Annotated in this window: 24 protein-coding genes; 1 reads left to right on the forward strand and 23 read right to left on the reverse strand. The window is 47.0% G+C overall.

Annotated elements, in window-relative coordinates; translation table 11 throughout:
- Positions 1 to 8: 8 nt before the first annotated feature.
- From ACE04G_RS03025 to ACE04G_RS03110, 18 genes are all read right to left on the reverse strand, one after another.
- A complete protein-coding gene (locus ACE04G_RS03025; protein ID WP_221820356.1) occupies positions 9 to 1,511 on the reverse strand; it encodes an AAA family ATPase in 1,503 nt (500 codons plus the stop codon).
- Positions 1,504 to 2,031 (reverse strand): hypothetical protein, encoded by a 528-nt coding sequence (locus tag ACE04G_RS03030; RefSeq protein ID WP_091017992.1) that lies wholly within the window; start codon positions 2,029 to 2,031, stop codon positions 1,504 to 1,506. Before ACE04G_RS03030 ends, ACE04G_RS03025 begins: the two co-directional genes overlap by 8 nt.
- Positions 2,032 to 2,332: 301 nt before the next feature.
- A complete protein-coding gene (locus ACE04G_RS03035) occupies positions 2,333 to 2,863 on the reverse strand; it encodes a DUF5590 domain-containing protein (RefSeq protein WP_076209941.1) in 531 nt (176 codons plus the stop codon).
- A gap of 37 nt (positions 2,864 to 2,900) precedes the next feature.
- The gene (locus ACE04G_RS03040) at positions 2,901 to 4,208 is read right to left on the reverse strand and encodes an amidohydrolase (RefSeq protein ID WP_221820354.1); all 1,308 of its coding nucleotides are present in this window, start codon (positions 4,206 to 4,208) and stop codon (positions 2,901 to 2,903) included.
- A complete protein-coding gene (locus ACE04G_RS03045; protein ID WP_076209939.1) occupies positions 4,195 to 4,848 on the reverse strand; it encodes a redox-sensing transcriptional repressor Rex in 654 nt (217 codons plus the stop codon). The genes ACE04G_RS03040 and ACE04G_RS03045 overlap by 14 nt, the downstream gene beginning before the upstream one ends.
- 218 nt (positions 4,849 to 5,066) lie before the next feature.
- Positions 5,067 to 7,928, reverse strand: a complete 2,862-nt coding sequence (gene dinG / locus ACE04G_RS03050; protein WP_221820352.1) for an ATP-dependent DNA helicase DinG — start codon at positions 7,926 to 7,928, stop codon at positions 5,067 to 5,069.
- A 141-nt stretch (positions 7,929 to 8,069) separates the two neighbouring features.
- A complete protein-coding gene (locus ACE04G_RS03055; protein WP_036607621.1) occupies positions 8,070 to 8,717 on the reverse strand; it encodes a tetratricopeptide repeat protein in 648 nt (215 codons plus the stop codon).
- Between the two features lie 93 nt (positions 8,718 to 8,810).
- Positions 8,811 to 9,194 carry an aspartate 1-decarboxylase gene (panD, locus tag ACE04G_RS03060; RefSeq protein WP_017687742.1) on the reverse strand — a complete coding sequence of 128 codons (384 nt, stop codon included), beginning with the start codon at positions 9,192 to 9,194 and terminating at the stop codon, positions 8,811 to 8,813.
- Entirely contained in the window at positions 9,187 to 10,083 is an 897-nt protein-coding gene (gene panC / locus ACE04G_RS03065) for a pantoate--beta-alanine ligase (RefSeq protein WP_221820350.1), read from the reverse strand. Before panC ends, panD begins: the two co-directional genes overlap by 8 nt.
- Complete coding sequence (gene panB / locus ACE04G_RS03070) at positions 10,080 to 10,958, reverse strand: 3-methyl-2-oxobutanoate hydroxymethyltransferase (RefSeq protein ID WP_339304799.1); 879 nt, start codon at positions 10,956 to 10,958, stop codon at positions 10,080 to 10,082. Before panB ends, panC begins: the two co-directional genes overlap by 4 nt.
- Before the next feature lie 344 nt (positions 10,959 to 11,302).
- The gene (locus tag ACE04G_RS03075; RefSeq protein WP_221820345.1) at positions 11,303 to 12,280 is read right to left on the reverse strand and encodes a biotin--[acetyl-CoA-carboxylase] ligase; all 978 of its coding nucleotides are present in this window, start codon (positions 12,278 to 12,280) and stop codon (positions 11,303 to 11,305) included.
- Complete coding sequence (locus ACE04G_RS03080; protein ID WP_313771432.1) at positions 12,267 to 13,565, reverse strand: CCA tRNA nucleotidyltransferase; 1,299 nt, start codon at positions 13,563 to 13,565, stop codon at positions 12,267 to 12,269. The genes ACE04G_RS03075 and ACE04G_RS03080 overlap by 14 nt, the downstream gene beginning before the upstream one ends.
- A 62-nt stretch (positions 13,566 to 13,627) precedes the next feature.
- On the reverse strand, positions 13,628 to 14,788 hold the full coding sequence (gene bshA, locus ACE04G_RS03085) for an N-acetyl-alpha-D-glucosaminyl L-malate synthase BshA (protein WP_076209934.1): 1,161 nt from the start codon (positions 14,786 to 14,788) through the stop codon (positions 13,628 to 13,630).
- 99 nt (positions 14,789 to 14,887) lie between these two features.
- Positions 14,888 to 15,586, reverse strand: a complete 699-nt coding sequence (gene bshB1 / locus ACE04G_RS03090; RefSeq protein WP_221820342.1) for a bacillithiol biosynthesis deacetylase BshB1 — start codon at positions 15,584 to 15,586, stop codon at positions 14,888 to 14,890.
- Entirely contained in the window at positions 15,583 to 16,023 is a 441-nt protein-coding gene (gene mgsA, locus ACE04G_RS03095; protein WP_017687735.1) for a methylglyoxal synthase, read from the reverse strand. The genes bshB1 and mgsA overlap by 4 nt, the downstream gene beginning before the upstream one ends.
- Before the next feature lie 11 nt (positions 16,024 to 16,034).
- Positions 16,035 to 16,838 carry a 4-hydroxy-tetrahydrodipicolinate reductase gene (gene dapB, locus ACE04G_RS03100; RefSeq protein WP_076209932.1) on the reverse strand — a complete coding sequence of 268 codons (804 nt, stop codon included), beginning with the start codon at positions 16,836 to 16,838 and terminating at the stop codon, positions 16,035 to 16,037.
- 81 nt (positions 16,839 to 16,919) lie between these two features.
- On the reverse strand, positions 16,920 to 17,444 hold the full coding sequence (locus tag ACE04G_RS03105; RefSeq protein ID WP_091028965.1) for a tetratricopeptide repeat protein: 525 nt from the start codon (positions 17,442 to 17,444) through the stop codon (positions 16,920 to 16,922).
- A 50-nt stretch (positions 17,445 to 17,494) separates the two neighbouring features.
- Positions 17,495 to 17,824, reverse strand: coding sequence for a nucleotide pyrophosphohydrolase (locus ACE04G_RS03110; protein ID WP_017687732.1), 330 nt, complete (start codon positions 17,822 to 17,824; stop codon positions 17,495 to 17,497).
- Between the two features lie 171 nt (positions 17,825 to 17,995).
- On the opposite strand from ACE04G_RS03110, the gene ACE04G_RS03115 reads away from it, so the two are divergent.
- Entirely contained in the window at positions 17,996 to 18,865 is an 870-nt protein-coding gene (locus tag ACE04G_RS03115; protein WP_221820340.1) for a YitT family protein, read from the forward strand.
- A gap of 108 nt (positions 18,866 to 18,973) precedes the next feature.
- Here the strand turns inward: ACE04G_RS03115 and ACE04G_RS03120 are convergent, their stop codons facing one another.
- From ACE04G_RS03120 to ACE04G_RS03140, 5 genes are all read right to left on the reverse strand, one after another.
- The gene (locus tag ACE04G_RS03120; RefSeq protein WP_405117831.1) at positions 18,974 to 19,843 is read right to left on the reverse strand and encodes a sporulation protein YpjB; all 870 of its coding nucleotides are present in this window, start codon (positions 19,841 to 19,843) and stop codon (positions 18,974 to 18,976) included.
- 66 nt (positions 19,844 to 19,909) lie between these two features.
- Complete coding sequence (locus tag ACE04G_RS03125) at positions 19,910 to 20,536, reverse strand: DUF1405 domain-containing protein (RefSeq protein WP_221820336.1); 627 nt, start codon at positions 20,534 to 20,536, stop codon at positions 19,910 to 19,912.
- Between the two features lie 111 nt (positions 20,537 to 20,647).
- Positions 20,648 to 21,532, reverse strand: a complete 885-nt coding sequence (locus ACE04G_RS03130; protein WP_405117832.1) for a menaquinol-cytochrome c reductase cytochrome b/c subunit — start codon at positions 21,530 to 21,532, stop codon at positions 20,648 to 20,650.
- Between the two features lie 21 nt (positions 21,533 to 21,553).
- A complete protein-coding gene (qcrB, locus tag ACE04G_RS03135) occupies positions 21,554 to 22,225 on the reverse strand; it encodes a menaquinol-cytochrome c reductase cytochrome b subunit (protein WP_017687726.1) in 672 nt (223 codons plus the stop codon).
- Between the two features lie 15 nt (positions 22,226 to 22,240).
- Complete coding sequence (locus tag ACE04G_RS03140) at positions 22,241 to 22,783, reverse strand: QcrA and Rieske domain-containing protein (protein WP_017687725.1); 543 nt, start codon at positions 22,781 to 22,783, stop codon at positions 22,241 to 22,243.
- Between the last annotated feature and the right edge of the window lie 130 nt (positions 22,784 to 22,913).

Here is a 22,913-nt window from a genome sequence, read left to right on the forward strand (position 1 = left end):
TAAATAAATTATGCTGGTAGAAGGGCACTGTCACGAAATTGACAACGAAATTGTTCGCCAGACAAAACTTCCTCACGAATCAAGATGTCGAGTGAATTGTCGAAAATTGTCCGTTGTTCTTCAAGCAACCGCTTCGTCTGTTCCATCAGTTCTTGCAGAATTAATTTATTCTCTCTCATCAGTTCCTCGGTTGTCACCATATCCATGTTCACAATCCCAAGTGAAGTCAATCCGGAAGCCATCATCGTCTGCACAACATTGGTTGCCTGATCGAAGTCATTGCGTGAACCTGTGGAACGACCACCGTAGTACATTTCCTCCGCAGCTGCTCCTCCGAGTGCAATCATGATCTGCTCTTCCAGGAAGCGCTTCGTATATAGGAACTGTTCCTGTTGCGGGTTATGACGGACATATCCCAGCGCCTGACCACGCGGACTGAGTGCCACCTGACTAACACTGCCTGGACGAACAAGTTCAGCCATAATGGCATGTCCCAACTCATGAATAGCGACCCTTTTCTTCTCTTCCACACTGGACTCACGGTCTGTCTTTTCACCCATCATGACTTTATCAATAGCCAGAGACAAGTGCCGCTGTTCGATGTTCAACAGCCCATCCCGCATGGCGTATATTGCCGCTTCGTTCATCACACTTTCGAGTTGTGCACCAGAGAAACCATATGATTCTTCCGCTGTTTTCTCCAGATTAACTTCCTTCAACAGAGGTTTGTTCACCGCATGCAGTTCCAGAATATGCTTTCTGCCCTTTTTGTCAGGCAAGTCCACTTGAATGTGACGGTCAAAACGTCCCGGTCGCGTTAGGGCGCTATCCAGCATCTCTTTACGGTTCGTTGCAGCGATAACCAGAATTCTTGGCGTATCGGAAGAATAGATTCCATCCATTTCCGTCAGGAGCTGATTCAGAGTCTGATCATATTCACGCTGTTGACCACCCTCACGTTTCCCCCCGATGACATCGATTTCATCGATAAAGATAATAGCGTTTTCCTTATTTTCCTTGGTGGCACGGGTTCTCGCGTCCTTGAACAAATCCCGAATTCTGCTGGCACCCACACCAACATACATTTCCACGAATTCACTACCCGATGCTGCTACAAAAATAGAATCGGTGTAATGTGCAGCAGCCTTCGCCATCAACGTTTTCCCTGTCCCTGGAGGGCCCGTCAGCAAGATCCCTTTTAACGGGCGAATCCCGAACTTCCGGATTTCTTCATGTTTGATCAGAAAGTCAAGCGCTTCACGCAATTCCTGCTTGGCACTGTCCTGTCCGCCAATTTCTTCAAAAGTAAGCTTGGAAGGTCCTTTTTTCTTACGTTTACGTTCCTGTGCAGCGCCTACTGTAATCCCGCCACGCATTTGCATCATGAACAGCAGACCACCGACAACCGCCGCCGCAATAAGAATCGGAACAATATTAACACCAGTAAACGCAAGGAAAATAATCAACACAGGAAAAAATCCGATGGCAACTTCTTTTGTCCATTTAGGCATTAGGCCACACTCCTATCTGACCGGGCACACGCGGCAGAATTATAAACTTGCTAGCATCTCCGTCACTGAGACTGACATATACATTGTTGTCATCCATAGCTGTATTCACTTTAATCCCGTTCGTCGCCATCTTCGACAACGTTGGTGTAATTTCGGTGTACTGCTTGTTCTCCATCGCCTGGGCTACGGTAAACATGGCATCACCCCACCAGTTCTCAAGCGCCTCGTTGGAATGATCCACAACATCCAGCTTTAACGAGCGTGAACCAATCACCGTCTGTCCTTCTTTGTGAATATATTGTACCAGTCTGCCCAAATCAACATCAGGTTGCAGATCCAGTTTCAATTGTACGTCATTGCGGTTAATAGTTAATTGAACGTCATTGACTCCATCGTACTGGGTAACCATCTTTTCAATCGGATTCTGCACGGCCACCTGACGATATACAAACCAACCTCCAAACAACACAACGGCTGAAATGACGGCAGTTAAAGCAATAGGCAATACTTTTAGCTTCAAGTGAATTACCCCTCCCAGATTTTGGCCTAACCTACTGGCTTATTGGTATATACGAATATGTGCACATTGACTCCTGCGATAATTTCGACAGGTTTATTTGTTTTGAATGTAACTTTGAGTACATATCTGAGTATATCACATCGTATATACAATTTCGAAGGCGAAAATATGAATAAATTATTAATTTTAACTATTTAAATCAAAAATGTTTACAGACAACACAAAGAACCGGTTCAGTCGGATATCCGTCTGCCGGTTCTTTCATTTCTTTAAATTCTCTAGTTATGTCACTCTATTTGTTCTAGCTGTTCGGGAGGGTGTAGACCAGGTCCACCTGTTCTCCGTTGCTAAAACGATAAAAGCGATAGTGGTTATGCGTACCGTCTTTATAATACACTTGCCACACATATATTCCATTCACAACTCCGGGCATGATTCGCTTAATCTCACCGGCAGGAACTTCAGAACTGAAGCGATTGCGGATCTGCGCTTCGGACATGCCATTCTGCAGCAGCTCACTGTGTACAGCGTTTGCACCCTTAGCCGGTTGATTGTTTGCATCGAATTTAACCCAGACCATAACATCCTGGTTATCCTTATTTTTGCCGATCAGGGTCCAGTAGATATTGTCAGAGCCTTCTTTGTCTCCCCAGATGTACTTGCGCAATTCATCATAGGATGTAATGCCCAGTTGCTTCTGTGCTGCCTCTATAGCGAGCGCTTCTTCCTTGCGCTGGTCCTGCGTGACATAGACGTAATAACGCTGAAGTCCAAACAGAATCAGAACCAGTGCAAGTAGCGAAATCCATATCCACTTCTTTTTTTTCTTCAAAAGCCGAACTTCCTTTCCCTATGATGCTGTCCTGCAATTAACGAGCAAGCAGACCATCAAATGCCAATTGAGACTCACGCAAAATACGTTCTTCATCCAGCGTCAGACATTCGCCATGTTTCACCACTTGTTTTCCATCCACCCATACGTGCTCAACATCTTTGGCAGAAGCCGAGTAGATCGTATGTGAGATCAGGTCTGTATGTGGATAGAAATGTGCCTGTTCAATATCAAGGGCGATAAAATCAGCCTTCATGCCGACCTGAAGCGCTCCGGTATTGTTCAAGAAGATGGATTTGGCACCATATAACGTTCCGAGTAGTAACGCTTCGCCTGCCGGTACTGCCGTCGGGTCACCAGATACACCTTTGTGGATCAATGCAGCCAGTCTCATTTCCTCGAACATATCCAGGTTGTTGTTGCTTGCTGGTCCGTCTGTTCCGAGTGACACGGTAACTCCTGCTTTCAGCATCGCAGGTACCCGCGCAACACCGGAAGCGAGTTTCAGGTTACTTCCCGGGTTATGGGATACAGCCACATCATGACGGGCCAGAATCTCAATCTCTTCATCATTCAGATGCACCGCATGTGCAACCAGGGATGGACGGGAGAAAAATCCCAGTTTCTCTAGATGTGCCACAGGACGCAGTCCATAATCAGCCACGTTCTGCTCCACCTCACGAAGCGTTTCAGACATATGTGTATGGAGAGGAAGGTTTAGGTCATTCGCGACCTGTACAAGCTTCTCTATGTAGTCAGGAGGGCATGTATATGGGGCATGTGGCGAGATTACGGTTGTAATACGACCATCTGCCTGTCCATTCCACTCACGTGCAAACGCTGCCGACTCCTCCAGCTTCCGCAATTGCTCTTCTTTCGAGCACAGCCCGATTACACCACGTGCCAGTGCTGCTCTAACGCCGGATTGCTCCACAACTTTGGCCACTTGATCCATGTGATCATACATGTCCAGGAAAGCTGTAGTTCCGCCTTTCAACATTTCAAGCACCGATAGCGAGGTTCCCCAATATACATCTTCTGAAGTCATTTTCGCTTCCATCGGCCACATTTTTTCCTGCAACCATACTTGCAATGCAAGATCGTCTCCGTGCCCTCTGAGCAACGACATCGCTGCATGACCATGCGTATTGATCAGACCCGGCAGGAAGAACAGTCCTTTTCCATCTACCTTGGTACTATTTTTGTCTTCATCCGGCAATGTCTCACCAATATGCACAATCTTGTCATTCTCAACAACCATGTATCCTTGGACCACGTTCCATGTTGTGCCGCCTTCATTAACGGCAAATTTGCCGTTGTGGATTACCCATCTATTTGTTGTCATCTTCCTCGTCGTCCTTTCCAGTCTCCAAGTAATAGGCCAAACTAAGCAGATCCGTTGTAAAGTCAGCATGGTGAATGCGGATATGCGGCGGTGTTTTTAGAATTGTTGGTGCAAAATTAAGGATCGCTTCGATTCCGGATTCAATAAGCTGATCGGCTACATTTTGGGCTTCCGTATCCGGAACCGTGATAATTCCGATGCGGATGTTATCCGTTTTAACCGCTTCCGTCAATTCATCCATTGGTTTTACCGTCAAACTGTTGATTTGACTACCAATCTTCGGTCCATATGCATCAAATACAGCAACAATCTTCATGTTGTCTTTCAGATATGCGTTGTAGTTGGACAAGGCTTGACCTAGATTACCCGCGCCTACCAGAGCTACATTAATTTGCTGATCGATCTTGAGAATGTGACGAATTTTCTCGATCAGATAGGATACATCATACCCGATCCCTTTACGACCAAAATCACCGAAGTAAGCCAGGTCTTTACGAATTTGGGCCGGATTCAGATCCAGCCTCTGTCCAAGCTCTTGAGAAGAAACAGTAGCCACCTCACGCTGATGCAACTCGTTCAAATAACGCAAGTATACAGGCAGACGTCGTACCACCGCTTCCGAAATTTTATCCGATTTCATTCTTGCTCCCCCTTACCAAGGCCACGATAAAATAATAGATGAAAAGATGAGCATTCTGTATAAACTCAAAGATAAACGTGACATTTTATACAGAATGCTCCTTGTAATTTAGGTTATAAGTTCTTACGTGCAACTGCTTTAATCGGATACGGAAATATCTAATAAAGTTTAACGCCAAACAATAGTGTCATGCAATGATGTAACGAACAAAACAACCATTATTTTTGTTCATTAGCAGGTTTTTCCAACCACTCGGTAATTCGTGGAACCATCTGCTCCGTGAGCATGTGTTCCATTTTGGGACCAGGTAATGAATATAAAAAGAATTTACCATAGTACGCTTCAATCACCCGTGTATCATAAACAATGACAATTCCTCTGTCCTTCGCTGTACGCACCAACCGGCCAAATCCCTGTTTGAAACGAATGACCGCTTGCGGCACGGACAGTTTCATGAACGGATTTTTCTTCTGTTCCTGAAGCAGCTCACTCTTGGCTTCCACCAACGGATGATTCGGTGGCTGGAAAGGCAGTCGAACAATAGCGAGACAGGTTAGGGCCTCTCCCGGGATATCTACACCCTCCCAGAAGCTGCTTGTGCCCAAAAGTACCGTTGCTTTGGCATCTTGGAACCTGCGAGTCAATTTGGAACGACTTCCACTGTCAACGCCTTGCCCAAGCAACGAGATGTCGTTACCAGACAGTGCCTCCTTCAGCGGATCATAGACCTGTCGCAGCATCTTGTATGAAGTAAACAGAACCATCATGCGTCCACGCGTAGCAATTGCCGTCTCTGCGAGTGATTGCACCAGCATATTAACAAAGTGCGCATCACCCACACTTCCCTTCACACTCGGGAAATCACGCGGAATCACCAGAAGTGCCTGATCGCGATAGTTGAAAGGTGATGGCAGCATCGACGTTAACAGCCGATTATTCTCGGAAGCTTCCTGCAAGCCAAGCTGTTCAATCATGAACTGGAATGACTTATCCACAGAGAGCGTAGCCGATGTAAGCACAACACTTTTCTTTTTGTCAAAAAACAAATCCTTAAGCTGTGCACTGACATCTACAGGTACGGCATACAGCTGGAGAGATTTACTGCGGAACTGGCCGCTAGCTTCCATCCAGTATACCGTTTTGGCATCATCCATGCGCATGAAGAAACGAAGATTCTCCTTCAATGTGGTCAGATCTTTCAACAATCCTGTAATGTCCGTGATCAGACTATCCGATTGATAATCATCCTGATCCTCTTTCACCTCAAGCAGCAATTTGTCCCCTTTGCGAACCAAATCACCCAGAGTCACATAGATCTGGTTCTCCAGATCCTGCAGCTCCTCCCATTTTGCCGGTTTCTGAGATGCTTTCAGACGCAGTGAAAATTGCCCCGTCTCTCCCGGTGAAGCATCACTTCGTTCAGGCAACAGACCGAACAAGGCATCGCTCATACGATCCCACAGTTCCTTGACCTCAACAGCCAGCGGGAACATCTGATCCACCATGGAGCCCCATTGCACTGAATTTTCATGCCCGGATAACTGGGAACGAAGCATAGGCAGCTGACCATTACGACTGTCTTTAAATAGGCGGGTCAGTGTATGAACCAAGGTGAAATATTTCATATGCATTCCAAGATGTTTACCAGCGACATCCTCCAGATGATGTGCCTCATCGATCACAAGACTCTCATAGGCTGGCAGCAGCTGATGCGCGGCTTTCACATCCGTAAATAATTTGGAGTGATTGGTGATTACGATATCAGACAACCCTGCTTCATGTTTGGCACGATGGTAGAAACATTTGCGGAACCATGGACAGGATCTTCCCAGACATGATTCGGATTCACTCTGTACGGTCTCCCAGAAGTCCCCTCCGCGTCCGCTAAGGTTAAGCTCCTCATCATCTCCGGTTTCGGTCTGCGTAAGCCAGACAATCATCTGAGCTGCTGTGAAATAATCCTCTTTAGGTGTGGCGAATTCACGTTTATTGATTTTGTGTTCAAATTTGCGCAGGCACAGGTAATGTCCACGCCCTTTGAAGACAGCAGCTTTAAACGGGAACGGAACCACTTGGGTCAGCATCGGAATGTCTCGCTCTCTCAATTGCTCCTGCAGATTGATTGTATGCGTGCTAACCATAACTTTCTGTTCTTGCTTCACACTTTCGTAAATAGCAGGCAAGAGATAACCCAGAGATTTACCAGTGCCTGTTCCTGCTTCGATCAAGAGATGTTTCTCTTCATCCAGGGCTTGCCTTACACTGCTGAACATCTGAGTCTGCGCTTCACGCTCTTCGTAATGATCCAGTGTATCCTTCAGGTTCTCCCGAACCTGGTCCATAAACTGTTCGAAGCTTACACCATCAAGGGGGTTAGCCTCCCGCTCATCGCGTGGTGCACCAATATCGGTCCAATCACTTACATTAAGAGCAAGCTGACGATAATAGGTATGTCCGTCCAGATCCTGAATCGGCTCTGCTTCCTTCTCACTGCGCATTCCGTCCAAGAACCAACCCAAGTCACTGTCTTCTGGTGCAAACAGGTCACTGAGGCGCTGAATCGTTATGAGCGGTAATTCCTTTAACTCATCCAGACACTTGAGAAGCACATAGGCTGTCGCCAGTGCATCACTGTCTGCCTGGTGAGGGCGGTCATGTTGAAATCCAAATTCGGAAGACACATAACCGAGTTGATAAGAACCCAGTGATGGGAATGTAATCTTCAGAAAATCAATCGTGTCCAGAATGCGGCCAGTGAACGGCAAATAACCGCAACGGTCGAGAGCATTCTGCAAAAAGTGAAAATCAAAAGCGACGTTGTGTCCAACAAGCACCACATCATTAAGCAGCGGAACCATCTCCATCATCATCTCTTCGAGTGAAGGAGCGTCCGCCACATCTTCATCGGTAATACCCGTTAACCCCGAAATAAACGGGGGAATCGGTACACCAGGGTTCACATAAGAACTATATATTTGAGTTATGCTGTAGTCATGATCTATGATGGCAAGTCCGGCCTGTATAATCTCACCGTCGGACTGCGTGCCGGTTGTTTCGAAATCCAATACGGCAAATTTCATTGCAATGTACGGTCCCTTCCATTCCAGTCTATGTTACAGCATAGCAAAAAAAAGGGGATTTGAAAATTAACTGACAAAAAAGCGGTGTCCCCGCCGCTATGCCAAAGGAGGGAACACCGTTTTTTGTCGCCGAATTCCCGCTTAATGAAGGGTCGTCAGCTGATTAGCATATTGCAATTTTCCCCTGTTCAACCTGCAAGCTTCCATGTTGTACAGTGGTTCGGTCAATGTCGGGTCATACTGAAGGGCCTGTGCAAAGAGTGAACATGCAGCTTCGGGATTCGCAAGCTTGGCTTGAATACAGCCCAGGGCGTTACATACAAGCCCTTTTAAGCGAGGCGAACCCTTAAGATACATGATCTGCTGCAAATGTGTCCCGGCTTCCGCCATTTGTTCCAGATTCAGATACGCGAGCGCCAGGTAAAAACGAGTCAATGCACTCTCCGGATGGTCGGTCACAACCCGGGAGAACTGCATGATCGCCTGCGGATACATCTGTAATTTGAAATAGCCCTGACCTCGACTGAAACATTCCAGATGGAGTTCAGGCAGAGCGGTAACAGCTTCCTGTTCCGGTTCAAGGGAAGCAGGCTTATCCATCTCCCGCTCCCTCACCTGGCTCATCTTTTCTTCAAACATCAGCCATTCATCCAGCATTCCGTCACTCATCCGCTTAAGCAAATTCCACTTTTGCAGCAATTCCTGTTTGTTCAGGCCTTCAGCGGAAGGATAGCTCTTGATAATTTCATCTAACATGTCGTTCATTTCTGCGAAAACATGCTGGAACATCGATGCATCCCCACCCTTGAAAAAATGGATTAGTGCAGTGACCTGTACTCATTTTTTGCTTCAAGGTCCGATTTCATTCTCCTTACCAGTCGATTACATAATTGTTGCGTGGACTTCCTGTTTCATCGTTTGTACAGGTTTATTCTGTCCATCTACAAATACAACGGTTGGTTTGTGAGTATTTGCCTCTTCTTGCGACATCATGGCGTAAGAAATGATAATGACGTTATCTCCAGGCTGCACCAGACGTGCAGCTGCGCCGTTAAGACATATGACCCCGCTTCCGCGCGGCCCTGGAATCACATAAGTTTCCAGACGTGCACCATTGTTGTTGTTCACAATTTGCACTTTTTCGTTTTCCATCAAGTCGGATGTTTCCATCAAGTCTTCATCTATGGTAATGCTACCCACATAGTTCAAATTGGCTTCCGTTACCGTAGCCCGGTGGATTTTGGATTTCATCAGTGTTCTAAACATGGGACAGTACCTCCGATTTTTGCAACCTTATATTGTCAATCAATCTTGTTTTTCCAAATTTCACCGCAAGTGCGATGAGCAGATCGTCACGTCCTTGAACTTCTTCCTGATCTGCGAGCGGCTCCAGACTTGGAAAAGCCTGAATCTCGGCGTAGTCGATAACAGCAAGCGGTGAACTTGCAATCTGCTCGCGCAGAATACGACGGATATCTGCGGCGTTTATAGCTACACCTTTATCTGCCGCTTCTTGAGCTGCACACAGTGCCTTCGACAGAACTAAAGCCTGATTACGCTGTTCTGCGTTAAGATAGACATTACGTGAACTGAGGGCAAGACCATCCTCTTCGCGAACAATCGGACAAGGTACAATTTCTACAGGCATATTCAAATCATTCACCATCTGTTGAATGACCGCAACCTGCTGAGCATCTTTCATTCCAAAAAATGCACGCTGTGGCTGTACAATGTTAAACAGTTTGGAGACTACGGTCGTTACCCCGTCAAAATGCCCCGGACGGGAAGCGCCACATAGGCGCTCCGTCAGTTTGGAGACAGATACCGTCGTTTGCGTTGCCTGTGGATACATCTCTTCAACAGAGGGAATAAATACGATATCCACTCCTTGTGAACGTGCTGTCTCCACATCTCTGGCTTCATCCCGCGGATAGCTGTCAAAATCTTCATTAGGTCCAAATTGAATTGGATTAACAAATATGGTTAATACCACGATATCGCTCTGTTGTCTGGCTGCCTGCATCAAGCTTGCATGACCTTGATGAAGATAACCCATTGTTGGTACCAGACCTACAACGGACGCACTGGACCGAATCGCTTGACGCTTCAAGCTTAGTTCCTGTCTTAACTCTGCGATTGTCCGTAATACTTTCATGAGTTATTCCCCACCTTTTCCTTGCGTTGTCCGCCGTACAGTTGATCCAGAACACCATCCGCAGCATTGAATACATGCTCTTCGGCCGGGAACGAACGATCTTTCACTTCTTTTACGTAAGCTTCGATACTGGTTCTGATTAATGTACCCACATCTCCATAGGTTTTGACAAAACGTTTGGGCGTATACGGAGAGGCGTATTGAACAACATCATGGAATACCAGTACCTGACCATCACAGCCTCGTCCTGCTCCAATTCCTATAGTAGGGATGGACAGTTCCTCCGAGATCGCCCGTGCAACTTCTTCCGTAACCAGTTCAAGCACAATGCCAAACGCGCCTGCAGCTTCCAAGGCTTTGGCTTCGTCCATCAGACGTTTTGCATCCGCTGCATCCTTGCCCTGAATACGGTAACCACCAATCTGATTAACCGATTGAGGTGTAAGTCCTATATGTCCAAGAACAGGCACGCCTGCTTGCACGACTGCTCTGACGGTGTCTGCTATCTCAACTCCGCCTTCCATTTTAACCGCATGGGCATGCCCCTCTTGCATCAGTCGACGTACACCCTTAAGCGTCTCATCCACGCTGCCATGATAAGTCATAAAAGGCATATCAGCCACAATAAACGTCTTCTCAGCACCGCGCACTACGGAACGTGTGTGGTACACCATGTCGTCGATGGTTACCGGAAGCGTCGAATTATAACCCAGTACTACATTACCAAGTGAGTCACCAACCAGGATCAGATCGATACCTGCTTCCTCTGCGAGGAGCGCTGTTGGATAATCATAAGCCGTGATCATGGTAAGTGGCACGCCATCCTGCTTATATTTTTTCATTTTCACAATATTCAACGCTTGTTTGTTCGCCATTTTCTCTCATGGCTCCTTTCTTCTTTTCAAATAAACGCAACAAAAAAAACCTTTTAGTTTTCCACTAAAAAGTCCCGAAAAGTCAAAAAAGAGTCACTTGCGATCGTCCCTTCTGTCTCGGTCCTCTTCGGCTCAGAGCAGAATCCAACAACTCACTTAAACGTATTTCATTCTTGCACTGCGGTCTGCTTATATAAAACCATTCAAGCAGAACAAAGGTTACTGTTACGGGAGTGCAATTCGGTCTGCATTAGCCGATATCGCCTCACGAACACAGTATACCAAAGTTCTGCTCAAACTTCACGTCTTATGTTCATTTTACCAGTGAAAATTCGACAAATTGTTTATGATTTCCAGGAAATCTCACCAGAGATGATTAGTGTATGTTCTCCATCGCGCTTCTCCACGATAAGTGCTCCAGAAGGGTCAAGACCGATGGCCTTCCCTTCAATGACACCATGAGGATTCGTCACAGTAATCTCTCGATTCATCGATACGGACAGGGCCTCCCATAGTGCTGAGATCACGCCGAATCCTTCTTTTTGATACAAATAATACAACTGTTCAAGCTCCGTCAAAATGGCAGCCGTTAGTTTGGTGCGATCAACGGGTTGACCCGTCTCCATCTTGAGCGAAGTAGCTATAGTTGTAAGATCTTCCGGATAATCCTCTGGATCAAAATTCACGTCAACACCTATACCTGCAATACAGTATCTGACTTCATGATCTTCCACCGTGGATTCAAGCAATATGCCACATACCTTGCGTCCATCAATCAACAGATCATTTGGCCATTTGATGCCTGCATCAGCTCCTGAACAAGCTCGAACGGCACGACATACAGCCACTCCTGTTAATAAAGTTAGCTGCGGCGTGTGCTGAAGTGGTAGATCAGGGCGTAACAGAACACTCATCCAGATTCCTTTACCCGGAGGAGAGAACCACTGTCGACCAAAACGTCCTCTTCCTCCTGTTTGTTCTTCCGCAACGACCACAGCACCTTCTGCCTGCCCTTGCTCAGCTAGCTTGAGAACATCCCCTTGCGTAGTCAGGGTCGAAGTCAACAAAACAGCCTTACGGCCAAATACGGTTGTATCCAGTGCCAATTGGAGGGCAGTAGCGTCAATGCTATCCGGCTTCGTTACCAGACGGTATCCTTTGCGGGATACGGCTTCAAACTCATAACCCATGTCTCGCAACTTGTTCACATGTTTCCACACAGCGGTCCGACTGATGGACAGATTACGGCTGATCTCTTCACCCGATACGAATCGTCCTTCTGCATTTAATAACATATGTAACAGATCTTCATGTTTGGTCATCTTGAACCACCCGCTTCACTTCTGCACTTAGTGCTGCATGCTGATTCTCTATCGTTCCAATCGCTGTTTCTCGTAACAAATGTTTCATCAGTTGACCCAGCCAAGGTCCGCCTTTGCGCTGTACCATTTGTAACACTTGTTCCCCTGTGATATCCAGCTCTTTCAAGTCATGCACAGGGATCGATTGACTCCATTCGCCTGCAAGCTCTTGAACCAAAACAACCTGCATTTCTGCCTGTTCGGACTGATTCCGCCATCCTGCTGGCAATGTAGACTGTATTCGAAGCCAATCATCCGCCGCCTGAACGCCACAAGCCAGAACAGTAACGATCCAATCGGAACGAAGACTGACCATATCCTTCTGCTCCTGAACGGAAGTATGAATCAACTGTTCCACCTGAAGAACCCCTGTTATTCGAGAACGATGTTCATTGGAGAATGTCCACTGACGTAATAATACATCTGCTTCATCCTTGCTATAACCGCCAGCAATCAGGATGAGTGACCAACGAAGCAACACATGCTGACCTGACAATTGTTCCAGATTGGATAACAACATCTTGTTAAATCGGGTCGAGCTTACCGGCGCTTTGATATGCGCAAGGGAATCACTTCTGTATAACAGCTCCAACCCTCTTAAAGGATGCGGTCCAGACATCATTTTTACCATCTCGGTACGTACCCGTTCCATTGCTATATGTTGAAGCAGGTCTTTCTGCCTTACAAGACCTTTCCACGTGTTATGGGCAATTTTGAAATCAAATACGGAAGCAAACCGAACACAGCGGAGCATGCGCAGTGCATCTTCACCAAATCGTTCCATCGCAGAACCTACACATCTGACTCGCTCTTCCTTGATATCTGCCTGCCCACCGAAAGGGTCAACGATTGTCCCAGTGACGTCCATGGCTAGAGCGTTCATCGTGAAGTCGCGCCGCTGTAAATCTTCCTTGATATCCTGAACAAATTGAACCGTAGCAGGTCTGCGGTTATCCTGATATTCGGATTCTGTTCGAAATGTGGTCACTTCAAAGTAATAACCGCCTGAACGAACGGTAACCGTACCGTGTTGCAGACCTGTAGGAATACAATCGTCAAACAGTTCCATGACTTGCTCAGGAGAAGCAGATGTCGTGATATCCATATCGTCTACAACTCGTCCCAGCAATTCGTCACGAACGCAACCACCTACCCAATATGCCTTGTAGCCATGTTTGTTTAATGTTGTGAGTACATTCTCACTTTGCATTGCCATTTCATGATCTACCTGTGTCCATTGAACCACCACATATCACCTCTTCTCTTGCCTGTTGTGGTATGCACAGTATGATTTCGTCAAAGAAATGATTAACCACAAACCGGCTTCAGATTCGGAACTTCCCTTCCCAACACCCGGTAATAAATCTGTTCGTATTCATGCCGGATAGCATCATTGCAAAAGTCGTGATGCGCACGCTGAAGACATGCTTCCCTGAACTCCGCAGCCAAACGATCGTCCGTCAACAAACGGATGGTGTTCTCGGCCATGGATTGTGTATCCCCGATCGCGGATAAATACCCCGTTTTACCATGTAAGACCAGTTCCGGAATTCCCCCGGCCTGTGAACCGATCGTCGGTACGCCACAAGCCATTGCTTCGAGCGCCACAAGTCCGAAACTCTCCTTCTCCGATGGAAGCATCAACACGTCTGCCATGGAAATGACCTGAGCAATGTCATCCTGTTTGCCAAGGAAATGAACTTTATCATTCAAGCCGAGATCATTAATTTTCCATTGCATCTTCGGCAAATCTGGTCCTTCACCAACAAATAACAGTTTGGCAGGAACCTGCTCCTGGACCTGACGGAAGACCTCTACCACATCTTGAGTTCTCTTCACCGGTCGGAAATTGGAGATGTGCATTAATATTTTTTCGTCGGGCGCAGCAAAGTCTCTTCGCAGACTGGCAGCATCCCGCGGATAATATATTCGTTTGTCAATGAAATTATAGGTTAGATCGATTGGGCGCTGAATATCCAGCAATTCGACCGTTTCCCGAATCAAATCTTGTGATACGGCAGTAACCGCGTCACTTTCATTAATGGCTAGACGGATCAGATCCTTCAGAGATTCATCCTGAGCCAGAACCGTAATATCCGTTCCGTGCAAGGTGGTAACCACTTTAAGACCGTCTCCTACCATCTGTTTCGCAAGAAAAGCACATACTGCGTGCGGCACGGCATAATGAACATGCAGCAGATCCAGCTGCTGTGACTTAGCCACCTGAGCCATCTTTGTTGCCAGTGACAGGTCATACGGAGGGTAACGGAAAACATAATAATCATTTACTTCAACTTCATGATAAAAAATATTTTTCTGGAACGTACCCAGTCTGAACGGGATACTGTTGGCAATAAAATGAACCTGATGCCCCTGTTCGGCAAGTAATTTGCCCAGCTCCGTTGCGACAACGCCAGACCCGCCGAGGGACGGATAACAGGTGATGCCGATTTTTAGCTTTTTATCCATCCTGTGGACGCTCCTTTGATCTCCCGCTTCATGCAGGTTGATATAATACAACAGAATAATGAAACCCTTCGTTTCATTAAACGTAAAATGTGAAATCGTTCATTGGGCACCCGGCCCAAATTGATGAACCACGTAAGGCGTAATTGTAGCAAAACCTTCTGCAAACGGGATAAGACTGCGTTGTCCGAGCAAGGAATCACGGGCTCTTACACGTTCGATATACCCTTGATTCAATGGCGTCGAGACCGCTCCGTCTCCCAGTTCGAATTGGGAACGATAAGAGAGCAATGATGTTTCTTTTTGCCCATAGTGTTCCGTAATATCGACAATCAAATCCGTAGGGCCGATGTCATTAATAAAGTAAAAATAAAGTTCCTTCACCTGCACGGCAGGCATGTCCGGCATGTAGTTCCGAAGCTTGGCGTTAAATACAGCCTCCTGCACAAGCTTACTGCAATTGACATGATCCGGATGACGATCTTCCCAATACGGAGCAAACACCATCCGAGGGGCATGACGCCGTATCTCAGCCGTTACCGCCTCTACATGTTCAGGAGTAAGATACAAGCCACGATCAGGAAGCCCCAGATTCGTTCGACACGAAAGACCGAGGATGCGGGAGGCTTGCTCCGCTTCCTCGGTTCTGCGCTCTACTGTTCCGTTGGAAGACATCTCAGCACGAGTCAGATCACACACGCCTACTTTCAAGCCAGCAGCGGTATGTTTGGCAATCGTTCCACCCATACCAATCTCCGCATCGTCTGCATGTGCTCCAAAGATGAGAATATCCAGACTCATTCGGAATCACCCGAATTCAATCCAGCCTCCGGCTTGTATTTATGTACCAGCTCTCTCCAGGCAAAATCGCCACGATCCAGAGCCTTAACCAGAATCTCAGCGGTTGCGATATTGGTGGCAAGTGGAATTCCCTGCACATCACAAAGACGCAGCAACGCATTAATATCCGGCTCGTGAGGTTGTGCCATCAGTGGATCGCGCAGGAAAATAATCAGATCCATCTCATTTTGCGCAACCAAAGCTCCAATCTGCTGATCTCCGCCCAGTGGGCCTGATTCGAATCGATGAATCTTCAGAGACGTTCCTTCCATAATACGAAGGCCTGTTGTTCCTGTAGAATATAATTGATGGTCCGTAAAAACAGGCTCATATGCCGTCACGAAGTTAACCATCTCTTCTTTTTTACGATCATGGGCGATAAATGCTATTTTCAACATGACAATCTCCTTTAGTCGATAAAGTGGTCAAATCCGTAGATCATTCCTGTATATTCCATAACCTTTTGCACACCAATCTTAACACCAGGCATATAACCTGCGCGCTCATAGGAGTCATGCCGAATTTTGAGAGACTGTCCATAGTCTCCGAAAACAACTTCCTGCTGCGCGAATACGCCAGGCAATCGTACACTGTGAATTCGGAAGCCGTTGTAATAACCGCCGCGTGATCCTTCAATCGTTTCTTCCTCATTCGGATTACCCTGACGAAGTTCTTCCCGATTGGCAGCAATCAGTTCGGCAGTTTTGATCGCAGTTCCGGAAGGAGCATCCAGCTTCTGATCCCCGTGATATTCGATAATCTCCACATTTGGCATATGTTTGGCAGCCTGTGCTGCGAATCGCATCATCAGAATGGCACCAATCGAGAAGTTAGGGGCAATAAGCCCTCCAATTCCTTTGTCCTGGCATTGCTTGTCCAACTGTTCAATCTGCTCCGGCGTAAAGCCGGTAACACCCATGACAGGTCTGACTCCATGACGGATTGCGATTTCGGTATGTGTAAAAGCATATTGCGGCACTGTAAAATCAACCATAACCTGAGGTTTTGTTTCGGCAAAAGCCATTTCGATATCATCAGTCACCAGCACCCCGCACGCTGGCAAACCAACAAGGGTTCCTGCATCCGTGCCTGCTCCGGAGCGGTTGACAGCCGCTGCAAGCTCCAATTCCGGGTCCTGAAGTACCAATTTCACAACTTCACGGCCCATACGGCCAGCCGCTCCGATCACGGCAACTCTGATTACTTCACTCATATTGACTGCATCTCCTCACTATGTTGGATCATATCGTAGAATCCATTTCAACTCGAAAGAAATCTTTGCAAAATGAATTCTTTATTGAATGGATTTCATACGTTGCTTGATTTCCTGTAACATCTGATGCAGTTGCCCATTCTGCGGGTCCAGCAAAATTGCCTCACGCAGCGCCTGAATTGCATAGTCAAATTCATTCAAATCACTGTAAGCCAGCGCAAGCATAACATGAGCCTCCACTGAGAGCGGATCAAGTTTGACCGCTTCTTGCAGAAGCGTAGACGCTTCCACGTAACGCTCCTGTGTTGCAATACCCGCCTGCTCCAACAGCAACTTCGCTCTGGAGGTCAATTCTTTTGCTTCCAACGTCTGCAGATGCAAAATATACTCTTCTGTTCCTGGCGACAGTTCAACCGCCTTGCGCGCATATTCAAGCGCTGGAACCAGATGCTTGCTGCGGGCGTGTGTAATGGAACAGCGATAATATAACTCCGCATGTTTTGGATGAGCGTGAATGGCTGACTCGAACCAACGAATCGCCTGCTCAAAATCATTTTGCAATATACAGCGGTAAGCCTGCTGCATATATTCTTCCGGTTTCATCATTAAGCTGACCCTCCCCGATCGGGTGATGGTACAGCATATGTAATCTACGCCTAATCGGTGTTTTTGGGTGTCCACCGATTGGCATCGCGGGTGTTAAATTTATGCATGACTTTATCGTGCGCCTCAGCCAGATCAATTCCCAGTGAGTTCGCAAAACAAATCGTGATAAATAAAATATCTCCAAGCTCAAGTTCAATGGAATTGGCTGCTTCGGAAGATTTCTTCGGCTTCTCGCCGAATTCATGATTCACTTCCCTCGCTAGCTCCCCAACCTCTTCAGACATCCGGGCCAACATGGCCAGAGGACTGAAATACCCCTCCTTGAACTGGGAGATATACTGATCAACCTCACGCTGCATTTCTGCGATGCTTTTCTCCATGAGAACGGATTCTCCTTTGAAATGATGTCGTATTTGTTCCTAATAATATCAGTTATTTAGATTCACTTCCACCATCATCAGCGACAAATCATTTTTAAAGATTCAATAAACAGGTATACTAGATGGGAATGATTAGTTCTTCATTCTAATTTATCTACAGCGAGGGATCTTATGAGCACTGCCAAAACCTGGGTTCAAGTTAAACTGGTTCTTCCCATCGTGCTGGGGACAGCCTTATATGCCTTTGGGCTCCTCTATTTCATTATCCCCAACCAGCTTATGGAAGGCGGCCTCACCGGGGTTACGGTGCTGATCAATTACGCTTTTGGCATCTCACCTTCACTTACAACCTTAATTCTAAATGTTCCCCTCTTTCTGATTGGGCTCAAAATTTTGGGCGGCCGACAGATGATCTATACGGGTATCGGAATCGGGGCACTGACTGTTTTTCTATGGTTGTTTGAGAAGTTGATTCACTTGGGCTGGATTGAACCATTACATACCGAGAATGACCTCCTGCTCGCAGCCCTATATGCAGGTGTCACCCTTGGAGCCGGCCTTGGCATTGTATTTCGTTGGGGTGGAACAACGGGCGGTTCAGACATCATTGCCCGTATTCTCAACCGCAAGTATGGATGGAGTATGGGCCGAGTATTACTGGGCATCGACTTCGTCATTATCGGGCTCTCTCTCATCTACATCCCCAAAGAAAAAATTCTGTATACGCTCGTAGCTGTATTCATCGCCTCCAAAGTCATCGACTTTATTCAGGAAGGTGCATATTCTGCCCGGGCATTTATGATCATTAGTGACCATGCACCCGAGATTGCGGACCAGATTACACGGGATATGGACCGTGGCGTCACCCTCATTCCAGCCATTGGCGCGTACTCTAAACAGGCCAAACACATGGCCTACTGCGTGATCTCCAGGCAAGAGTTCAGGCGACTGCAGACCATTGTACGTTCCATTGACCCGAGAGCTTTTGTCATCATCAGCGATGTTCACGATGTACATGGCGAAGGTTTCAAAGAAAGCTGATATAACACAGAAAGTACATGAAAACCTCTTTTTACATGAAGAGCCGTTAGTGTGGCTGGTCATGCGGAAAGAGGTCTTTTTATATACCACGATCAACTTCATATCCAATTAGCGCCGAAAAGGAAAAATCCCCTGCTGCTGTGCACGATATTTACGATATCCGGCGTAACTTAACGTCGCCACAATGACCGAACTAATGAGCAGCCCGGCTGCCCTGCGATCGGGCCCCTGTACAAAAGGTACAAAGGCGCTCTCGTCCTTCTCGCGACCAAACAACTGATTCACCAGTTCCTCCCCATGGCCCACCATGCTCTTTAATCGAGCCAGATCAGGTTGCTTGGCAGCGGTGAGCCCTTTGGTATGAGATAACCAGGCGTCCATCTGAGCAATCTCATACGGTTCACGGCGAATCAGTGCGGCAGGACGAATCGTCTCATAATGCTCCTCCAGAACGGTGTAGCGGTTTGCCAGTACGGCCGCAGTTTGCCCTTGATTTGTAGCAGCGGATAAAGCGTCCAGATCGTTTTTCACGATTTTATAATACTGAAGCCATAGAGGCTTGGTTGGATTCGCGAGACTATCTGCTGCAAGTCTGAGTTTGGCAGAGGACTGCTGAAGAGAAGCATCGTCATTTTTCACCTTCACAACGGCTTGTTTCACTTCAACTATGGTTTCGGACAAGGCGTGAATGCCCTCAACTGTTGTTTGTCCCTCAAAGGAGATATGCTCCAGACTTTTACTGATACGCAGAATGCTTCCGCGCACTTCTTCAATATTATTCTCGAGCGCCTGACGATACAATATGGCTGCTTCCTCGTTCAGTTGTGCAATTGAATTGCTTGTGGACACTTGCTGATCTGAATTCGAATTCAATGCTTCACTTTGCGCGGATACACGATATGCTAAGTTCGTCCAAAGCAGCAGAGCCATGAACGATACCACCAATAAACCAGTTTTGACCCCAAACGTTCTCTTCATGGACATCCCTCCCACCACCAATGTATGGCGGGAAACAGTTCGTTAGAACAAGCTCAAGATCGGATATCAGGTTCGTTTCGCTTGTCTTAAGGCCAGCCACGCGCACAGAATGCTCACCAGTGTCAGTCCAAATGTGAAATTACGCACACCATCTACATGATCATAGAGGGAAGCGGGTAACCAAGGGTATATATCATATGTATAATCCATCGTATCGTTCAACAGTGTCCAGAGACCTGCAACGACAAGGGCAGCCCAGCGGAAGCCGAAAAAGCGTACATAAATTAGAGCTTCAATGGCCATCGCACTATGCGAAGCAATCAACATCCAGTCTTGCCAGTGCTGTGTACCACCTTGCATCCAGCCAGCGAAAATAATGGATACGGCCCACACGCCATATTTCACAGATGTAACCACGGCAAGCGCCTGAATCACATGTCCGATCCGTTTGATCATGATGGACCGTGGTGGGTACAAGACCCATAACAACGATAAAGTAAAAAACAAACTCGCTGTTGGACTATCTGGCACAAATACGATCTGCCACATCGGCTGCTCAACCAGCGTCAATTTCATTTGCTCTCCGTACCAGATGTATCCGTATACCGTTCCTACCGCATTACACCAAAATAATAGCCACAGGAAATAACGATTGGTTAGAAATTCCCTACTCCAGAAATACGATAAAGCCACATTCCCTGCCCCTTCCTTCATCAATATTGTGCACGATACAGTACTATCCAAAAAAACACTTCAAAAAAACCTGACCGAATAAACGATCAGGTTTCATTGGTTATTTCGATTTTACTGTTCTGCTTTCTGTTTCGCAAGCCATTCGGTCAGATGAGTGATCTCTTCATCCGTGACACCTTGAGCGATGGCGTTATTGTACTGAGGAGGCATCTCGTTATAACCTTCTTTAATGATGGTCAGAATCTCTTCCTGGCTGTGCTTGTCACCCACACCCCGAAGTGAAGGTCCACTTGCACCCTTCATATCAGCCGCATGGCAACCAATACAACCGGCCTTCTTGTACGTTTCCATTGCAGGATCATCCTGTTCCACGATCGCAACTTCTTCTTGCTGTCCAGGTGCATTGGAAACGGGTGGGAGCCCCTGTTCACGCCTCTCCAGCGCTTCTTCTTCACGTTGAATATGTTCAGGCTTCTGTCCACTTGCTTCCAACTCATGCTCGTAGTGCGTCCACGCTACATTTGTCAGGTAGAATACAGAAATGACCGACAAAATCATCAGTGATGAAGCAATTGGGCGTTTATAGAAACGCCGCTCCTTGCCTGTATCCAGGAATGGTGCCAGCAGCAAAGCTCCAAAAGCGACTCCGCTGACCCCCAGTACGCCGAGCAGAACGTAATCGCCAGATGCGTATGGATACTTCAAGTACTGATACAGAAAAAGGAAGTACCAGTCCGGCATAGGAATTACGGATGCGCTCGGATTGGCCGGATAGCCTAAAGGTGCAGGTTCTGAGATCGTGAGAACCAGAATCCCCACCAATACAACGACACCAACCATCCATTCTTTCAGCAGGAAGTTGGGGATAAAGGCTTCTGATTTGCCGGGATATGCCGTGTAATCAGGAGGGGTAATAAATCCCGCCCCTTTACGGACCCGTGAATCACCGACAAAGATAACCTTTTCCTCATCATCCTTCTTATGTCCGTGAGCCATTGCGATTCCTCCCTTCTCAGTTTATAGTGGTCCCGAAATGCCCTGTCTGCGGATCATGATAAAGTGTCCGACCAGAAGCACCAGAAGCACAGCGGGGAGGAAGAATACGTGCAGGGCAAAGAATCGGGTTAGTGTCTGTGCACCAACAATCGTACCGCCTTGCAGGAATTCTTTGATGATTGGTCCCAGCCAAGGAACCGTGTTGGCAATCTCCAGTGTTACTTTTGTTGCAAAATAGGCTTTGTTATCCCATGGTAGCAAGTACCCTGTGAGCCCCAGGCCCAACATGACGAAAAAGATCAGCATGCCAACAACCCAGTTCATTTCTCGCGGTGCCTTGTAAGAGCCTGTAAAGAACACACGCATCGTATGTAAGAACATCATTACGATAACCAGACTGGCTCCCCAGTGGTGCATGCCGCGAACAATTTGGCCGAAGGCTACTTTGGTCTGCAGATACTCCACACTTGCGTAGGCATTGATAATATCAGGTACATAATACATGGTCAGGAACATGCCTGACAGAATCTGAATAACAGTAATAAAGAACGTCAATCCACCAAAGCAGTACACGAATGCGGAAAAGTGATGAGCCGGATTTACATGCTCTGGAACTTCATGATCCGCAACGTCCCGCCAGATTGGCGTGATGTCAAGACGCTCGTCAATCCAGTCATAGACATTTTTAAACATCTGCGTTCACGCCTCCTAATTCACTCGGGTGTTCGGAACAATGTCGCCCAGATATACCCAACCCTGCTCTTCCTTGACTACGTACTCATCCAGCGGTTTGGGGGCTACGGCAAGATTCTTCCCTTCCTTGTCATAGTGCGCGCCATGGCAGGGGCAATGATACTCGTCAGGGTATTGCTTGTCACTATTCCAGCCTACTGTACATCCCAGATGTTTACAGATAGGTGAGAGTGCATAAATTTTACCCTGTTCATCTTTGCGAATCCACGCCACTAACGATGCATTACTCAGATACCAACCATCCTGTTGTTTAAGTTCAAAGGTGAATTCTTGAGGCTCATTCGTAATTTTGCTGATTTCAGCTACTTTGACAGAGGTGCCTTCTCCCTTATGTTGCAAAATCGGGTCCACCGCAAAACGGACCATAGGAAGGATTGCACCGGCGGCCATGTAGGCTGTAGCTCCACCAAGCGTGTACGTCAAAAACTGCCTGCGTGACATCTCCATGCGGCTTGGCAATTTCAATGAAGCTTCGTGGTGGTCATGCTCACTGCTCATACTGTCTCCAACCCCCTTTTTCAGCCAACTCTCTCAAACGTTTTCATTTTCATAAATTCCACGACTTACTAGAACATACATAATCATATAGTAGCCCTAGAACACCGTCAAGAATTTGTCACACATTTTT

The sequence above is a fragment of the Paenibacillus sp. AGC31 genome, assembly GCF_057334655.1.